This window comes from Mycobacterium sp. TH-M116, from assembly GCF_057473685.1.
In genome coordinates this window covers 1-16,430 of sequence record NZ_JBYCLC010000183.1, presented here as the reverse complement: position 1 = coordinate 16,430, position 16,430 = coordinate 1, and the positions used below count along the sequence as shown (strand labels likewise).

Sequence of the window (16,430 nt, the reverse complement as noted above, 5' to 3'; positions counted from 1 at the left end):
GAGTTCCTGATCGGCGAAATGTTGCACGAGCACCCTCCGAACATGTTTACTTCATTTATAGTAGTGCAGTGATCAGCTGGTCTCGGAGGGGCGCATGTCGATTGCGGCCTTGGTGCGAACCGCGGCCGAGCGGTTCAGCGCACGCATCGCCGTCCAGGACGACACGGTCTCCCGGACATTCGCTGACCTGTCCGAGCGAGCCCACCGCGTAGCCGTTGGACTGCGACGTTCCGGCCTGCCGGTCCAGTCGCGCGTCATGTGTCTGCTGCCGAACTCGGTCGACGCAGTCGAGGTGGATCTGGCCCTTGCGATAGGCGGTTTCATCAGGGTCTCGCTCAACCCCCGGGTGGGGCTGGCCGAGTGGCTGCGGGTGATGCGGGACTGCCAACCTCAGGCGATCATCCTCGACGTCCGCGTCGCCGGCGGCGCGGACTTTGCCCGTCAGACCGAAATGGCTACGCGGATAATCAGAGTCGGTTCTTCGGTGCCGGATTCGCCATCACTCGAAGACATCATCGACGCCGGTTCCGGCGACGCCGAACTGCCAACTCCGGGCGCTGAATCTCTGTGTGCGCTGCACTATTCCTCAGGGACCACGGGATTACCCAAGGGCGCACAACGCACCCATGGCAATCGGCTCACCTCGCTTCGCGCCATGCACGACAATGTGCTCGCGGGAACACTCGACGGCCGGCGGCCGGCGGTCTTCCTGCACGCCGGCCCCATCATCCACACCAGCGGGTTGTTCGTCCTGCCGTTCCTGGAGGCCGGCGGTCGGCAGGTTCTGCTCGAACACCCCACGCCTTCGCAATTGCTCGGCGCGGCGGCATTCCACCGGGCAACCCACACCGCCCTGGTTCCCACCGCGATCTCCCGGCTGCTGGAATGCGACGATGCCCGGTTGGGTGTGCTTCGTGGCCTGAGAATGCTGGCCTACGCGGGCGCCCCGATGCCCGCTGCACACATCGCCGCGGCATTCCGCCGCATCACCCCGAACCTGGTCCAGTACTACGGAATGGTCGAGGCCGTTCCGCCGCTGGCGGTGTTGTCGCCCGACGACCATCGCAGGGCAATCGTCGACGGCGAAGACCTTCTCACCTCCATCGGCCGCCCGTGCGCACCGACCCGGATCGCCATCGTCCACGACGGCCGTCCGGTCGACTCCGGCGTTGTCGGCGAACTCGTTGTCGGCGGGCCCGCAGTCGGCCCCGGCTACCACCACTCCCGGGGACGCGCAGACCTGGGTAAGAGCCACGTCGGCGGAATCTTGTTCTCTGGCGACCTCGGCTATTACGGAGCGGACGGCTATCTGCGACTCAGCGGCCGCAGAAACGACATGATCATCTCCGGCGGTTACAACGTCTACCCGCGCGAAGTGGAGGAAGCGCTCGCCGCGATCCCGGGGGTCAGCGACGTTGTCGTCGTCGGATTACCCGATCCCGTCTGGGGACAGCGCATCGCGGCTCTCTACACATCCACCGGCGCGGAGTTGACCGACGATGCCGGCGTACTCGCGGCAAGCCGCCGATGCCTGCCCGATTTCAAGAGACCGAAAGACGTGCGCCGCGTCGACGCGTTGCCCTTGACGCCGCTGGGAAAGGCCGACCGGGGGAAAGCAGCAAGGATACTCACCGCAATGATGGCCGACAACGCGCTCTGCGGGCCACCTACCCAAGTCGACTCCGATCAGTCCTGATACTTTGACCTGCTCCCACTACGCATGAGGGCCATCGTGAACCAACCGCTCCCCTTCTCGTTAAGACTCCCCGTCATCGCGGCCCCGATGTTCCTGGTTTCCGGACCAGAACTTGTCACGGCGGCCTGTAGGGCGGGCATCATCGGCTCGTTTCCCACTCAGAATTGCCGAACGACGGCCGACCTCGACGTGTGGATGGGCACCATCACCGACCAACTCGGCACCGTTGAGCACGCGGCCCGCCCGGTCGCGCCTTGGGCGGCCAATCTCGTGACGCACAGCAGCAACGGCCGTCTTGCCGAGGATCTTCGGCTGATCGCCGAATACCGGCCACAGATGGTCATTACGGCGCTCGGTTCACCGAGACCCGTCATCGACGTGGTGAAGGGCTACGGGGGCATGGTGATCGCCGACGTCATCAACATCCGGCTGGCGCACAAGGCCAGCGAGGCCGGTGCCGACGGAATGGCCTGTGTCGCTGCAGGAGCCGGTGGCCATACCGGGCACATGTCCCCGTTCGCCTTCATCTCCGCAGTACGAGAGTTCTTCGACGGCGTGATCATCGTGGGTGGCGGAATCAGCGACGGACACGGTGTGGCGGGAGCGGTCATTGCGGGCGCGGATTTGGTGTACATGGGTACGCGTTTCCTGGCCGCCGAGGAGAGTATGGCGGTGCCCGGATACAAACAGATGATCGTCGACCACGGACCCGACGACCTGATTGTCAGCTCGGCCATCACCGGGACCCCGGCCTCGTGGCTCAAACCCAGTCTGAGCGCCCTGGGACTCGATCCCGACCGTCTCGCGCCCGTGGCGACAGCCAAGAACTACACCGCCGGCGCCGCCGCCATCAAACGGTGGAAGGACGCCTGGGCCGCAGGTCAGGGCCTACAGACGATCCACGCAATCGAACCGGTGGCGACAATCGTCGCAAGGCTTGAAAAGGAGTTCTGCCTCGCTCTCGACCGCGCGTCCGTCGTCGGGAGGGCGCACGTCTACGAGTGATCGATCGGGCCGCAGAACCCTCTGTCTCCCGTAGCGTGATCATGTGGCCAGAGCGCGCAGAACCGACGCCTGTCCGGGTGCACTCCAGGTGCACCAGGCCGCCGACGGCGCATTGGTGCGGGTGCGGCTCCCCGGCGGCATGATCACCGCCGCCCAGCTCGCCGCAGTGGCGGGAGCCGCGAGCGCATCCGGTTCCGCAGCGCTGGAGCTGACCGCCCGGGGCAACCTGCAGATACGCGCGGTCACCGATGTGACCGCGGTGGCGGAAGCGATCGCCGGTGCCGGACTGTTGCCCTCGGCGACTCACGAGCGCATCCGCAACATCGTCGCGTCGCCGCTGTCCGGCCGTGCCGGTGGGAGCCTCGACGTACGGCCCTTGGTGGGTGCGCTGGACACCGCGATCTGCGGGGATCCCAGGCTCGCCCAGCTTGGCGGCCGGTTCTGGTTCAGTCTGGACGATGGGCGCGCCGACGTGTCCGGGCTGCGCGCCGATGTGGGTGTCCATGCAAGACCCGACGGCTGTGCGTTGCTCATCACCGGACGCGACACCGGCGTCCGGCTGGCCGCCCACGAGGTGGTCGACGCGCTGGTCACGATCGCGAAGCGCTTCCTCGAAATTCGCGGAAATGCCTGGCGGATAAAAGAACTCGACGATATCGCACGCCTGATGCCCGGAATCGAACTCGGCGCCGGCTTCGCACCGGTCACCCGAGCGCCGGTGGGTTGGCTAAGCCAGGACGACGGCCGCGTCACGTTGGGCGCCGCGGTCCCGCTGGGCGTGCTGCCCGCGCGCGTCGCCGACTTTCTGGCCGCGATCGGGGCCCCGCTGGTGATCACGCCGTGGCGCTCGGTGCTGGTGTGCGACCTCAGCGAAGAGGCGGCGGACGTCGCACTCCGGGTGCTGGCGCCCCTGGGCCTGGTTTTCGACGAACACTCCCCCTGGCTGACGGTCAGCGCCTGCACCGGCAGGCCCGGGTGCGCGCACTCGGTCGCCGATGTGCGGGCCGACGCCGCGCGGTCCCTGGAGCCCGACGCCGAGGTGCATCGTCACTTCGTGGGCTGCGAGCGGGCGTGCGGCAGCCCGCTGGCCGGTGAGGTGCTGGTCGCCGTCGGGGACGGATACCGGCTGGCGCGCTCCGCGGCGGGTCGCCACAGTGACGAGCCTTAGGGTGATCGGGTGCTCGACTACATCCGCGACGCGGCAGAAATCTATCGCCAGTCGTTTGCGACCATCCGCGCCGAAGCCGACCTGGGCCGGTTCCCGGCCGACGTCGCCCAGGTGGTGGTCCGGTTGATCCACACCTGCGGCCAGATCGATGTCGCCGACCACGTCGCCTTCACCGACGACGTCGTCGCGCGGGCCCGCGCCGCCCTGCGAGCCGGCGCACCGGTGCTGTGCGATGCGTCAATGGTGGCCGCCGGGATCACCACCGCGCGGTTGCCGGCCGGCAACGAGGTGGTGTCACTGGTCGCCGATCCGCGAGCGGCCGAACTGGCCGCCCGCCGGCGAACCACCCGTTCGGCGGCGGGCGTGGAATTGTGGGCCGACCGGATGGCCGGTGCGGTCCTGGCGATCGGCAATGCGCCCACCGCACTGTTCCGGCTGCTGGAGCTGATCGACGAGGGCGCCGCATCCCCGGTGGCGGTGCTGGGCGGCCCGGTCGGTTTCGTCGGGTCGGCACAATCCAAGCAGGAGCTGATCGACGGTCCGCGCGGCATGTCGTATCTGGTCGTGCGGGGCCGGCGCGGCGGCAGCGCCATGGCCGCCGCCGCGGTCAACGCGATCGCCAGCGAGCGCGAATGACCGCGGAGGGCACCGCGCGAAGCGCCCCCAGAGGCACTCTGTGGGGGGTCGGGTTGGGCCCCGGCGACCCCGAACTGGTGACGGTCAAGGCCGCCCGGGTGATCGGCGACGCGGACGTGGTCGCTTATCACAGCGCCCGGCACGGTCACAGCATCGCGAGAGGAATCGCCGAACCGTACCTGCGGCCCGACCAGATCGAGGAGCACCTGGTCTATCCGGTGACGACCGGGTCCACCGATCATCCCGGCGGCTACGCCGGGGCGCTCGAGGACTTCTACGTCGAAGCCACCCGGCGGATCGCGGCACACCTGGACGCCGGGCGCGATGTGGCGCTGCTCGCCGAGGGCGACCCGCTGTTCTACAGCTCCTACATGCATCTGCACACCCGCCTCACGGAGCGATTCGATGCGGTCATCGTTCCCGGGGTCACCTCGGTGAGTGCCGCCTCGGCGGCCATCGCGACGCCATTGGTGGCCGGCGACGAGGTGCTGTCGGTGCTTCCGGGCACCCTGCCCGCCGCCGAGCTGACGCGGCGGCTCGCCGACACCGACGCCGCCGTCATCCTCAAACTGGGCCGCTCCTATCACAATGTCCGGGAAGCGCTTTCGGCGTCCGGAAGACTTGACGACGCGTTCTATGTGGAGCGGGCCAGCACCTCCGGTGAACGGGTACTACCCGCCGCCGATGTCGACGAGAACGGCGTGCCGTATTTTTCGCTGGCCGTGCTGCCGGGCATGCGGCGGGACCGCCGCCGGGCGACGGGGGCGGTGGCGGTGGTGGGACTCGGGCCCGGCGACACCGATTGGATGACGCCGCAGGCCCGGCGGGAACTCGCGGCCGCGACCGACCTGATCGGGTACGCCGGCTACCTGGACCGCGTGCCCGCCCACGACGGGCAGCGCCGCCATTCCAGCGGCAACACTGACGAACCCGCGCGGGCACGCCTGGCCTGCTCGCTGGCCGAGCAGGGACACGCCGTGGCGGTGGTGTCGTCGGGTGACCCGGGCGTGTTCGCGATGGCCACCGCCGTGTTGGAAGAGGCCAAGCAGTGGCCGGGGGTGCAGGTGCGGGTGATCCCGGCGATGACCGCCGCCCAGGCCGTCGCCAGCCGGGTCGGGGCTCCGCTCGGTCACGACTACGCCGTGATCTCGCTGTCCGACCGGCTCAAGCCGTGGGACGTGATCGCCGCCCGGCTCACCGCCGTGGCCGGCGCGGATCTGGTTCTGGCCGTGTACAACCCGGCGTCGGCGACGCGGACCTGGCAGGTCGGCGCGATGCGCGACATCCTGCTGGCCCATCGCGAACCGGGGACACCGGTGGTGATCGGCCGTGACGTTTCCGGGCCCGAGGAAACCGTCCGGGTCGTGCGGCTGGCCGATCTCGATCCTGCCGACATCGACATGCGTTGCCTGCTGATCGTCGGGTCGTCGCAAACGCAGTGGCACTCAGTGGATTCGGGTGACCGGGTGTTCACGCCCCGGCGCTACCCGTTTTGACAGCCCGCCATCCTGTTCGGCGTCGGGCGACCGGGACACCGGCATCGGCTCAATGCGCGCGGCCCGGCTCCGGGCCGTCGCCGCCACTGTGCGTCATGTCGTCGGAGGCGAATTGGCCGCCGTATTCCTGGGTGGCAGCCGAGCCGTTGGCCTGCCGTGGGGTCCTGGCTGTTGCCGCATCGGCGGGCTCGCCCAGCAACAGGGAGCGGACCAGACGCCGCGGGCCGAACGGCCGCAGCATCTCGCTGGCCGGGCGGGGGCGCACCCGCATCGGCCACCAGAACCAACGACCGAGCAGCGCGGCGATCGACGGCGTCATCAACGAGCGGACGATCAGGGTGTCGAACAGCAGGCCGAGGCCGATCGTGCTGCCGGCCTGTCCGATCGAGCTCAGATCGCTGGCCACCATCGACATCATGGTGAAGGCGAAGACCAGGCCCGCCGACGTCACGACCCCACCGGTTTCGCCCATCGACCGGATGATCCCGGTCTTGAGACCGGCTCCGATCTCCTCCTGGAACCGCGACACCAGCAAAAGGTTGTAGTCGGAGCCGACAGCCAGCAGGATGATCAGCCCGAATACCGGCGCGATCCAGTTCAAATCCAGACCCACGAGGTGTTGCCACACCAGCACCGAGAGCCCGAAGGCGGCTCCCAGCGACAGCAGCACCGTCCCGACGATCACCAGGGACGCCACCAGAGCCCGCGTGATGATCACCATGACAGCAAAAATCAGCGTGATCGCCGCGATCCCGACGATCAACAGGTCGTAGTGCGAGCCGGACTGGATGTCGCGGTAGATGGCGGCCGTTCCGGCCAGGTAGAACCTGGCATCGGTCAATGTCGTTCCTTTGACCGCATGGTGAGCTGCCTCGAGTTCCGGCTTGACCGCGTCGATGCCGGCCGGGGTCGCCGGGTCCTTGTCGTGGGTGATGATGAAACGCGCGGCCTTCCCGTCGGGGGACAGGAACAGCTTCAGACCGCGCTGAAAGTCGGCGTTCTGGAACGCTTCCGGCGGCAGGTAGAAGTAGTCACCGCTGCGGGAGGCGTCGAACGCCTGACCCATGGCGCTCGCGGTGTCGGTCATCTGCGACATCTGCGTGACCAGACCCGAGAAGCTGCTGTGGATGGTGAGCAGGCTGCCCCGCATCGACTTGGCGACCGCGATGATCGGCGGGAACTGGGCCACCATCTGCGGCATGATCGCGTCGATGTTGTCGACGTCCTTGATCAGCGTCTTCATGTTGTCACTGAACTTGTCGAGGCCGTCGATCGCGTCGAAGACCGACCTCGTCGCCCAGCACACCGGGATGTTGTAGCAGTGCTGTTCCCAGTACAGGTAATCACGCAGCGGCCGTGCGAAATCGTCGAAGTCCGCCATGTGGTCGCGCATGTCGTCCAGCGTGACCTGCATGTCGTGCATGTCGCCGACCATGCGGTGCGTCGAGTCGCTCATCCGGGTCATCAAACCCTGCATCCGCTGCATCGACCCGATCATGGCGCCGAGGTCGTCGCTCATCTTGAGCATGTCATCCATCCGGTCCTTCATGAACTGAAGGTTTTCCTGGATAGGGATCGACTGGGCACTGATCTGGAACGGTATCGACGTGTGCTCGATGGGCCCACCGAGCGGCCGGGTGATGCTCTGCACCATCGCGATGCCCGGCGAGCGGAACACGTCCTTGGCCAGCCGGTCCAGGATGATCATGTCGCCGCTGTTCCGCATGTCGTGATCGCTCTCGATCATCAGGATGTCAGGATTCATCGTGGCGGCACTGAAATGACGCTCGGCGGCCTCGTATCCGACGTTCGACGGCAGGTCTTTGGGAATGTAGTAGCGGTCGTTGTAACTGGTCTTCATGGTCGGCATGAAGAGGATACCGACGATCGCGATGGCCAGCGAGGTCGCGAACACCGCGCCCGGCCAGCGCACGCTCGCGGTCCCGATGCGCCGCCAGCCGTGGACCTTGACGGCCCGCTTCGGGTCGAGCAGCCCGAACCGGCTGGCCACTGCCACAACCGCAGGCGCGGCTGTCAGTGCGCCCGCGACGACGACGACCAGGCCCACCGCGGACGGAATCCCCAGCGCCTTGAAGTAGGACAGCCGCGCCAGGTGCAGACAAAAGGTGGCGCCGGCGATCGTCAGCCCGGATCCCAGAATGATGTGGAAGGTGCCGCGGAACATGCTGTAGTAGGCGGCTTCCCGATCCAGACCGGCCTGACGCGCTTCCTGATAGCGACCGATGAGGAAGATCGCGTAGTCGGTCCCCGCCGCGATCGCCAACGAGGACAGCATGGCGACGACGAACGTCGAAAACCCCAACAGGTCGTCGTTGCCGAGCAGCGCGACCAGGCCCCTGGCCGTGCCCATCTCGAAACCGACCATGACGAGAACGAGGAGCACCGTGCTGACGGAACGGTAGGCGATGAACAGCATGATCATGATGACCACGCCCGTCACGCCCATCATCGTGAACATGCTCTTGTCGGCGGCGTCGTTCATGTCCGTCGTCAGCGCTGCCGGGCCGGTGAGATAAACCTTGAGGCCCGGGGGCGGCGATGAACGATCGACGGTCTCGCGGACCGCTTTGACCGACTCGTTGCCCAGAGTGCTGCCCTGGTTGCCGGCCAGGTTGAGCTGGACGTAGGCGGCCTTGCCGTCGCGGCTCTCCACGCCCGCGGCCGTCAGCGGATCCCCCCACACGTTCTGGACGTGCTGCACGTGCTTGTGGTCGGCGTCCAGCTTGTGCACCAGGCTGTCGTAGTAGCGGTGCGCGTCCGGGCCGAGCTTGTGATCGCTCTCCAGGACGATCATGGCGATGCTGTCGGAGTCCGACTCGTGGAACGTCGCGCCGATGCGCTTGGCGGCGATCATCGCCGGCGCATCCTGAGGCGACATGGTGACCGCGTGGTTTCGGGCAACCGACTCGATCGGCGGCACAAGCAGGTTCAGGCCCGCGGTCAGCAGCAACCATCCGATGATGATGGGGACCGCGAAGTTGCGGACGAACCGCATGAACTTGGGGCGCGTCTCGGTGTCTGTGTTCATCCGGCTTTCACCAAGCAAGAAGTTTGGGCGTGGTGGCCATCCGCCGACCGCTCGTCTTTGAGCTCGCCATTGACGGTGATGCGGCACCCGATGGTGTCGCTGTTGCCCTGCGCCACCAGGTTGGCGATCACCGCGGGCACGGTCGTGGTGATCGTGTACGTCCAGGGCAGGCTGGTGAAGCTCGCCTGCTCCGGTTGGGCGCTCATGTCAAGGTAACTGACACTCCCGGCCGTGTCAGCGGGTCCGTAGACCTCGTATGTCACCCGCTTGATATGGGAGGGCGTGAGCGGTTCGGCGCTGCTTCCGGTGGCGGTGAAGATCTCTTCGGAGCCGAACATGCCACGCAGGTCGTTGACCGCGATGCCACCGAGGGCGACCGCCACCACGACGACGAGCGGTACCCAAGCCTTCTTGAGAAAGGCCAACATCGGGGTTTCCTTTCGCTCTCAAGCCTGGTTCTGTCCTGGCAGTTTCGCTTCCGTACCCCGTGGAGATGGTAGGGCAGGCTGCAGACGGCTAGGGCATGAGACCCCGCGAGCGTGGTCTTCAGCCACCCGTAGTGCCCCTGTGGCCTGGTTTGCGTGCTCGAATCCTCGCATCGTCTCGGGCGCGTTGCACCATGTATACCATACCCCCCACCGTATTTTTGTGGCCGCCTGCGGCCGTGTACGGCTGCCGGTGAGCATCACCCGGTCCCGCACCACCCGCTGCCGCGATGCGCCGCTCGCGGCCGTCGGCAGCGACGATTCGGCAGGTCAGCCGCCGGCGACCTCCCGGGTGATCCATTCCGCGGCCTCTCGCACGGTGGCGACGGTGCGCACCCCCTCCGGCAGCGCCGGCCGCGCCACCATCACGACGGCAACGTGCAGCGCGGCGGCGGCATCTAGCTTAGCCCGGGTCATATGCCCGCCACTGTTCTTCGTCACCAGCGCGTCGATGCGGTGCTCGCGCAACAGGGCGAGCTCGTCGTCGTAGAAATAAGGCCCACGAGACAGCACGACGTGGTGACGGCGCGGCATCGCGGCGCCGTCCGGCGCGGTGACCGCCCGGATCAAAAACCATGCGTCGCTGGTGGCGAAGGCACTCACCCCCGAGCGGCCGGTGGTCAGAAATACCCGCGAATAACTCTGCTGAGCAACGACTTCGGCCGCCTGCGCATCGGAAGCGACGACGCCCGCGGGCCCTGGGTCCCAAGCCGGGCGGGCCAACACCAGATGCGGCATCCCCAATTGGCCGCACACCTGGGCAGCGTGGGACGTCATCGTCGCCGCGAACGGGTGGGTGGCGTCCACGACGGCGTCGATGCGCTCGTCGTGCAGCCACCGCCGCAACCCGTCGACGCCGCCGAATCCGCCGATGCGCACCGGCCCGACCGGGAGGGCGGGGTCGGGAACGCGGCCGGCCAGCGAGCTCACGATGTCGAACCGCGGGTGCAGGGCCCGCGCCAGTGCCCGCGCCTCCGCGGTCCCGCCGAGCAGCAAGATCCGCATCAGTGCCGACCACCCCGGGTCCGCCCGCTCGAATACAGGTAGCTGTCGGTGAAACCGTGCGCGGCCAGCACGTCACCGACGACGATGACGGCGGTTCTGGTGATGTTGGCGTCGTGCATCTGTTCGGCGATGCCGGCGAGATTGCCGCGCAGCACACTTTCCCTCGGCCAACTGGCGAAAGCCACTACCGCGGCCGGTGTTTCGGGGCGGTACCCGCCCGCCAAGAGCTGCGGGACAATGGCATCGATCTGGGCGGCGGCCAGGTGCAGGACGAGGGTGGCCCCGGACCGGGCGAGCTCGGCCAGCTCCTCACCGGGCGGCATGGGGGTCGACAGGGTGGCTGTCCGGGTCAGCGTCACCGTCTGCGCCACCCCGGGAACGGTGAGCTCGCGCTTCAGGGCGGCCGCGGCTGCGGCGAAAGCCGGCACGCCAGGAACGATCTCGTAGCCGATGCCGAGTTCGTCGAGCCGGCGGCACTGCTCGGCCAGGGCGCTGTAGAGCGACGGGTCACCGGAGTGCAGCCTCGCCACGTCGTGACCTACGGCGTCCGCGCCGGCCAACTCGACGATGATCTGTTCGAGCGTAAGCGGGCCGGTGTCCACGACATTCGCATCAGGTGGGCACAGCGCCAACAGATCGTCGGGCATGATGGACCCGGCGTAGAGGCACGTCGGGCATCGCTGGAGAATTCGTTGGCCGCGCACGGTGATCAGGTCCGCGGCGCCGGGGCCCGCCCCGATGAAGTAGACCGTCATCGCGTCACCGCCCATTGGGTGACCGGGTACTGCGGGCGCCAGCCGGTGAACTCGCCCAGCGGTTCGCCCTGATAGTGCTGAAAACGTCGCAGCAGTCCACCGAGTTGCGAATGTGCTTGGATCAGCGCGGCTTCCGATTCGGCGGTGACCACGTTGGCGACCAAGCGTCCGCCCCGGGGCAAGCGGTCGAAGCATGCGTCGAGCAGACCCGGTTGGGTCAGGCCGCCGCCGACGAAGATCGCCGACGGGGTTTCCGCCCCGTCGAACGCCGCAGGCGCGTCGCCGCGCACGTCGATGTCCAGGCCCGCCGCAGCGGCGTTGAATTCGACGTTGCGGCGCCGGTTTCCGTCACGCTCGAACGCGACCGCGCTGCAGCCCGGCCAGCTGCGGGACCACTCGACGCTGATGCTGCCCGATCCCGCGCCGACATCCCACAACCGCTCTCCCGGGCGCGGTGCCAGCGCCGCCAACGTCACGGCACGCATCCCGTGTTTGGTGATCTGGCCGTCGTGCACGAACGCGTCGTCGGGCAACGGCGAGACGCGCTCGTCGGGCAGGTAGTGGATGGCCATCACGTTGAGGTCGTCGACATCCGGCGGGGCGCTGTGGGCCCACTGCCGCGCGGTGGCCTCGCGGCGTCGTTCACCCGGGCCGGCAAGCTGTTCGAGAACAGTCATCACGGACTCGCCGCGCCCGTGGGCGTCGAGTAATCCGGCCAGGGTCGCCGGCGTGGTGTGGTCACGCGAGAGCACGATCGCCCGGCCGCCCCGGCGCACCGCGGTGTCCGCCCGCGCGGTGACCAGGCTGATCACCTCGGCGTCGTGGACGTTCCAGCCCATCCGGGCGCAGGCCAGCGCGACCGACGAGACGTGCGGCAGCACGATGACCTTGGCTGCGCCGAACACGCGGACGAGTGTGCCGCCGACGCCGTGCATCAGCGGGTCGCCGCTGGCCACGACGTGGACGTCGGCGGCGTCGTCGGCGGGCAGGTTCCGCAGGGCGGGCAGCATCGGCGACGGCCACTCCCGGCGTTCGGCGGTGACGGTGTCGTCGAGCAGGGAAAGCTGCCTTTGTGCGCCGTGAATCACAGTGGCTCTCACCAATTCGGTGCGCGCCTGCCGCGAAAGGCCCGCCATGCCGTCGGCGCCGATCCCGACGACGACGATCATGAGCGCCGCTCCTCATCGTCGCTTCGTTCTGCGGCGTCGCCGGCGCGGATCATCGCGGCATCCTGCGCCACACGAACTGGGGCAACAACCGCATCGCGAAAAACGTCGGCCGCAGCGCCCACGGTATCCATACGGTACGCCGCCCCTTTGCCAGGGCGTGTGCGGTGGCATCGGCCACTCGTTGTGGGGTGCTGGACAGCGGCGCGGGCGCCATGCCCTGTGTCATGCGCCCGATCACGAATCCCGGGCGGACGATCAGCAGGTTGACGCCGCTGCCGTGCAGTGCGTCGGCCAAGCCGCCGGCGAAGCCGTCCAGGCCCGCCTTGGCCGAGCCGTAGACGTAGTTGGCGCGGCGCACCCGGATCCCGGCCACCGAGGAGAACACCACCAGCGTGCCCTTGCCGACGTGGCGCATGGCGGCCGCCAGGTGGGTGAGCATGCTGACCTGGGCGACGTAGTCGGTGTGCACGATGGCGGTGGCGTGGGCGGCGTCGGTTTCGGCGCGGACCTGGTCACCCAGGACGCCGAAGGCCAGCACGGCGGTGCCGATGGGGCCGTGCTCGTCGACGACCGAGGCGACGAAGGGGCCGTGCGAGGCCAGGTCGTCGGCGTCGAACTCTTTCGTGTGCACTGCTACCGCGCCGGCGGCTTTCAGCATGGCGACCTGCTCGTCGAGTCGGTCGGCGCCGCGCGCGGCGAGCACCACCGTCGATTGCGGAGCCAGGCGGCGCGCGAGTTCGACGCCGATCTCACTGCGACCGCCCAGGATCAGTATCAGGCCTGCGCCCGTGTCGTCCACGGCTGCGATTATCACCTGCGCTAGCGTGGGCGGTGATGGCGAACACCACTACCCGGCTCACCGACGACGCGCTGGCATTCCTGTCGGAACGGCATCTGGCCATGCTGACCACACTGCGCAACGACGGATCACCGCACGTCGTGGCGGTGGGATTCACCTTCGATCCCACAACACACATCGCGCGGGTCATCACCACCGGCGGGTCTCAGAAGGCGGTCAACGCCGACCGTGCCGGCGTCGCCGTGCTCAGCCAGGTCGACGGTGCGCGCTGGCTGTCCCTGGAAGGCCGATCCAAGGTCAACAGCGACGCCGACGCCGTGCGCGACGCCGAGCTGCGCTATGCCCAGCGCTACCGCACTCCCAAGCCCAACCCGCGGAGGGTGGTCATCGAGGTGCATGTGGAGCGGGTGCTGGGATCCTCGACGCTGCTCGAACGCGGCGAGGGATAGCGCCCCCCCGGCGATGGTGCACCCACCCGACGCGGCGCGGGTGACATCGCTGGCTACGACGCGGGAACCACGATCAGCTCGTGCGGGCGGTTGTTGACGGCCAGCGCGCCGTCCTCGGTGACCACGACGATGTCCTCGATGCGCGCGCCCCACCGGCCCGGGAAGTAGATGCCCGGCTCGATGGAAAAGGCCATCCCCGGGGCCAGCGGCAGGTCGTTGCCGGCGACGATGTAGGGCTCCTCGTGCACCGACAGGCCGATCCCGTGCCCGGTACGGTGCACGAAGTGCTCCGCGAGCCCCGCGTCGGCCAGCACGTCGCGGGCGGCGGCGTCGACCTGCTCGGCGGTCACGCCCGGGCACACCGCGTCCAAGGCCGCTCGCTGGGCGCGCTCGAGCACCGAATAGTGTTGGGCCACTTCGGGTTCTGGATCACCCATGCTGTAGGTGCGGGTGCAGTCCGAGTGATAGCCGGGCTCGTAGGCTCCCCCGATGTCGACGACCACGACGTCCCCCGCATGCAGTTCACGGGCCGAATAGCTGTGGTGGGGATCCGCTCCGTGCGGCCCGGAGCCGACGATGACGAATGAGACTCCCGAATGCCCCTCGGCGACAATGGCTTCGGCGATGGCAGCGGCGACGTCAGCTTCGGTGCGGCCGGGGACGAGAAACCCCGGCACCCGGGCGTGTACCCGGTCGATGGCCGCACCGGCCTTACGCAACGCGTCGATCTCGCATGCCTCCTTGACCATCCGGAGCCCGCGCAGGACGTCGGTGGCAAGCACCGGCAGCTTCCCGAACGCGTCGGCCAGGGGCAGCAGGTGCAGTGCCGGCATGGAATCGGTGACGGCGGTCGCGAGGCGGCCACCGCCCAACGCGGCACTCACCAGCACGTAGGGGTCGTCGCCATCGACCCAGTCACGCACCGGCAGGCCCAGTTCGGCGATGGCCGACCCCGCCAGGGAGGCCAGTTCGAGGCGCGGCACCACGACGATCGGGTCACCGGAGGCCGGCAGCACCAGTGCGGTGAGCCGCTCGAACGTCTGGGCCCGCGAGCCGACGAGGTACCGCAGGTCATAACCGGGGGTGATCACCAGGGCGTCGAGACCCGCCCCGGCGGTCGCGGCGGCCGCCGCGGCCATCCGGCGGGCGTACACGCTTGCGTCGAATCGTTCAGAGTCCATTGGTAGTCAGGCTAGCCCGGCGCGGCCAACGACGGTGACCAGACGCACAATCACCCCACAACGCCGCGTTTGGGGCAATGTGTTGGGCACCTCCTCTTGCGGGGGGCTGCTCACGGGAAGCGTCGTGAGACCATACCCGGCATGCCTCCGCCCCTGGTCCTTCTCGACGGCGCCAGCATGTGGTTCCGCTCGTACTTCGGCGTGCCCTCCTCGATCACCGCTCCCGACGGCCGGCCGGTGAACGCCGTCCGCGGCTTTGTCGACTCGGTGGCCGTGGTGATCACCCGGCAGCGGCCCGGCCGGCTGGCGGTGTGCCTGGACCTGGATTGGCGGCCGCAGTTCCGGGTGGACCTGATCCCGTCGTATAAGGCGCATCGGGTGGCCGAACCGGAGCCCGCCGGGGAGCCCGACATCGAGGAGGTCCCCGACGACCTGACCCCACAGGTCGACATGATCACCGAGCTGCTCGACGCGTTCGGCATCCCGATGGCCGGTGCGGCCGGCTTCGAGGCCGACGACGTGCTGGGCACGCTGGCGGCGCGGGAGCGCGCCGACCCGGTCGTCGTGGTCAGCGGGGACCGCGACCTGCTGCAGGTGGTTGCCGACGAACCGGTGCCGGTTCGGGTGCTCTACCTGGGCCGTGGGCTGACCAACGCGATCCTGTTCGGACCCGCCGAGGTGTCCGACCACTACGGGGTGCCGACGCAGCGGGCCGGGGCGGCCTATGCCGAGCTGGCGTTGTTGCGCGGCGATCCGTCCGACGGTCTGCCCGGCGTGCCGGGCATCGGCGAGAAGACGGCGGCGGCGCTGCTGGCACGGCACGGATCGCTGCAGCAGATACTGGCCGCCGCCGGCGACCCGAAATTGACGATGGCCAAAGGGCTTCGCGCGAAACTGCTGACCGCCACCGACTACATCCAGGCCGCGGAAGGGGTGGTACGGGTAGCCACCGACGCGCCGGTGACACTGTCGACTCCGACCGACGCCCTGCCCCTGACGGCCGCCGACCCGGAGCGCACCGCCCGGCTGGCCACCGAGCTGGGTGTCGGCTCGTCGATCGCGCGGCTGCAGAAGGCGCTCGACACGCTTCGGGGTTGACCGCCCTTACTGGGGCCGGCCGACCTCATAGGTGCCCGTGTTGTCCTGGAAGGTCACCGTCACATGCTTCTGCGCACCGTCGATGCTCACACTGCAATCGAAGCTGGCGCCCTTCTTGACGGTCGGGTCGGCGCCGTTGTTGCACGTGACGTCTTTGACGTTGCGGGCGCCGTAACCGTTGGTCTCATCGGACAGGATCTGCTGGACACCGGTCTGGGCCTTTTTGATGTCCAGCTTGGTGGTGACGAAGAAGCCAGGCTCCCAGAAGCCGAGCACCAGCACGGCGGCGATGAGCAGGAAGGCGATCAGTCCGGCCCCGGCGATCAGGGTGGTCGAGCGCTTCTTGCCCGGCTGGCCGTACTGGCCCGGCTGGCCGTACTGGCCCGGCTGGCCGTACTGGCCCGGCTGGCCGTACTGGCCCGGCTGGCCGTACTGGCCC

At 68.5% G+C, this 16,430-nt stretch carries 15 protein-coding genes; 7 read left to right on the top strand and 8 right to left on the bottom strand.

Features of this window, described 5'->3' with window-relative positions; genetic code table 11:
• Positions 1 to 94: 94 nt before the first annotated feature.
• From AC2VOK_RS09240 to AC2VOK_RS09220, 5 genes are read left to right on the top strand one after another with little or no spacing between them, the layout of a single operon-like run.
• A complete protein-coding gene (locus tag AC2VOK_RS09240) occupies positions 95 to 1,696 on the top strand; it encodes a class I adenylate-forming enzyme family protein (protein WP_428900205.1) in 1,602 nt (533 codons plus the stop codon).
• Positions 1,697 to 1,732: 36 nt separating this feature from the next.
• Positions 1,733 to 2,701 carry an NAD(P)H-dependent flavin oxidoreductase gene (locus AC2VOK_RS09235; RefSeq protein ID WP_428900204.1) on the top strand — a complete coding sequence of 323 codons (969 nt, stop codon included), beginning with the start codon at positions 1,733 to 1,735 and terminating at the stop codon, positions 2,699 to 2,701.
• A gap of 43 nt (positions 2,702 to 2,744) precedes the next feature.
• Positions 2,745 to 3,869 (top strand): precorrin-3B synthase, encoded by a 1,125-nt coding sequence (gene cobG / locus AC2VOK_RS09230; RefSeq protein WP_428900203.1) that lies wholly within the window; start codon positions 2,745 to 2,747, stop codon positions 3,867 to 3,869.
• Positions 3,870 to 3,878: 9 nt separating this feature from the next.
• Complete coding sequence (locus tag AC2VOK_RS09225; protein ID WP_421530582.1) at positions 3,879 to 4,505, top strand: precorrin-8X methylmutase; 627 nt, start codon at positions 3,879 to 3,881, stop codon at positions 4,503 to 4,505.
• Entirely contained in the window at positions 4,502 to 6,001 is a 1,500-nt protein-coding gene (locus AC2VOK_RS09220; protein WP_428900202.1) for a precorrin-2 C(20)-methyltransferase, read from the top strand. The genes AC2VOK_RS09225 and AC2VOK_RS09220 overlap by 4 nt, the downstream gene beginning before the upstream one ends.
• A gap of 49 nt (positions 6,002 to 6,050) precedes the next feature.
• Here AC2VOK_RS09220 and AC2VOK_RS09215 read toward each other — a convergent pair whose 3' ends face one another.
• From AC2VOK_RS09215 to dprE2, 6 genes are all read right to left on the bottom strand, one after another.
• A complete protein-coding gene (locus tag AC2VOK_RS09215) occupies positions 6,051 to 9,050 on the bottom strand; it encodes an MMPL/RND family transporter (protein WP_428900201.1) in 3,000 nt (999 codons plus the stop codon).
• The gene (locus tag AC2VOK_RS09210; protein WP_428900200.1) at positions 9,047 to 9,478 is read right to left on the bottom strand and encodes an MmpS family transport accessory protein; all 432 of its coding nucleotides are present in this window, start codon (positions 9,476 to 9,478) and stop codon (positions 9,047 to 9,049) included. Before AC2VOK_RS09210 ends, AC2VOK_RS09215 begins: the two co-directional genes overlap by 4 nt.
• A gap of 327 nt (positions 9,479 to 9,805) precedes the next feature.
• Entirely contained in the window at positions 9,806 to 10,543 is a 738-nt protein-coding gene (locus AC2VOK_RS09205) for a cobalt-precorrin-6A reductase (protein ID WP_428900216.1), read from the bottom strand.
• Positions 10,540 to 11,295, bottom strand: a complete 756-nt coding sequence (gene cobM, locus AC2VOK_RS09200) for a precorrin-4 C(11)-methyltransferase (RefSeq protein WP_428900199.1) — start codon at positions 11,293 to 11,295, stop codon at positions 10,540 to 10,542. The genes AC2VOK_RS09205 and cobM overlap by 4 nt, the downstream gene beginning before the upstream one ends.
• On the bottom strand, positions 11,292 to 12,464 hold the full coding sequence (gene cbiE, locus AC2VOK_RS09195; protein WP_428900198.1) for a precorrin-6y C5,15-methyltransferase (decarboxylating) subunit CbiE: 1,173 nt from the start codon (positions 12,462 to 12,464) through the stop codon (positions 11,292 to 11,294). Before cbiE ends, cobM begins: the two co-directional genes overlap by 4 nt.
• A 49-nt stretch (positions 12,465 to 12,513) precedes the next feature.
• Positions 12,514 to 13,263, bottom strand: a complete 750-nt coding sequence (dprE2, locus tag AC2VOK_RS09190; protein WP_428900197.1) for a decaprenylphospho-beta-D-erythro-pentofuranosid-2-ulose 2-reductase — start codon at positions 13,261 to 13,263, stop codon at positions 12,514 to 12,516.
• Between the two features lie 35 nt (positions 13,264 to 13,298).
• Between dprE2 and AC2VOK_RS09185 the strand changes: the two genes are divergently transcribed.
• Complete coding sequence (locus AC2VOK_RS09185; protein WP_421530589.1) at positions 13,299 to 13,712, top strand: F420-dependent biliverdin reductase; 414 nt, start codon at positions 13,299 to 13,301, stop codon at positions 13,710 to 13,712.
• A 53-nt stretch (positions 13,713 to 13,765) separates the two neighbouring features.
• Here AC2VOK_RS09185 and AC2VOK_RS09180 read toward each other — a convergent pair whose 3' ends face one another.
• Complete coding sequence (locus AC2VOK_RS09180; protein WP_428900196.1) at positions 13,766 to 14,893, bottom strand: M24 family metallopeptidase; 1,128 nt, start codon at positions 14,891 to 14,893, stop codon at positions 13,766 to 13,768.
• Positions 14,894 to 15,034: 141 nt separating this feature from the next.
• On the opposite strand from AC2VOK_RS09180, the gene AC2VOK_RS09175 reads away from it, so the two are divergent.
• Positions 15,035 to 15,991 (top strand): 5'-3' exonuclease, encoded by a 957-nt coding sequence (locus AC2VOK_RS09175; protein ID WP_428900195.1) that lies wholly within the window; start codon positions 15,035 to 15,037, stop codon positions 15,989 to 15,991.
• Positions 15,992 to 15,997: 6 nt separating this feature from the next.
• On the opposite strand, the gene AC2VOK_RS09170 is transcribed toward AC2VOK_RS09175, so the two are convergent.
• Positions 15,998 to 16,430, bottom strand: a 433-nt coding sequence (locus AC2VOK_RS09170) for a DUF4333 domain-containing protein (RefSeq protein ID WP_428900194.1), incomplete at its 5' end; no start/stop codon positions are given.

Excerpts from the sequence above, each read along its gene's own strand:
- AC2VOK_RS09180 (WP_428900196.1), bottom strand. The coding sequence starts at position 14,893 with ATGGACTCTGAACGATTCGACGCAAGCGTGTACGCCCGCCGGATGGCC.
- AC2VOK_RS09240 (WP_428900205.1), top strand. The coding sequence starts at position 95 with ATGTCGATTGCGGCCTTGGTGCGAACCGCGGCCGAGCGGTTCAGCGCA.
- AC2VOK_RS09220 (WP_428900202.1), top strand. The coding sequence starts at position 4,502 with ATGACCGCGGAGGGCACCGCGCGAAGCGCCCCCAGAGGCACTCTGTGG.
- cbiE (WP_428900198.1), bottom strand. The coding sequence starts at position 12,464 with ATGATCGTCGTCGTCGGGATCGGCGCCGACGGCATGGCGGGCCTTTCG.
- AC2VOK_RS09175 (WP_428900195.1), top strand. The coding sequence starts at position 15,035 with ATGCCTCCGCCCCTGGTCCTTCTCGACGGCGCCAGCATGTGGTTCCGC.
- AC2VOK_RS09185 (WP_421530589.1), top strand. The coding sequence starts at position 13,299 with ATGGCGAACACCACTACCCGGCTCACCGACGACGCGCTGGCATTCCTG.
- AC2VOK_RS09210 (WP_428900200.1), bottom strand. The coding sequence starts at position 9,478 with ATGTTGGCCTTTCTCAAGAAGGCTTGGGTACCGCTCGTCGTCGTGGTG.
- cobM (WP_428900199.1), bottom strand. The coding sequence starts at position 11,295 with ATGACGGTCTACTTCATCGGGGCGGGCCCCGGCGCCGCGGACCTGATC.
- AC2VOK_RS09215 (WP_428900201.1), bottom strand. The coding sequence starts at position 9,050 with ATGAACACAGACACCGAGACGCGCCCCAAGTTCATGCGGTTCGTCCGC.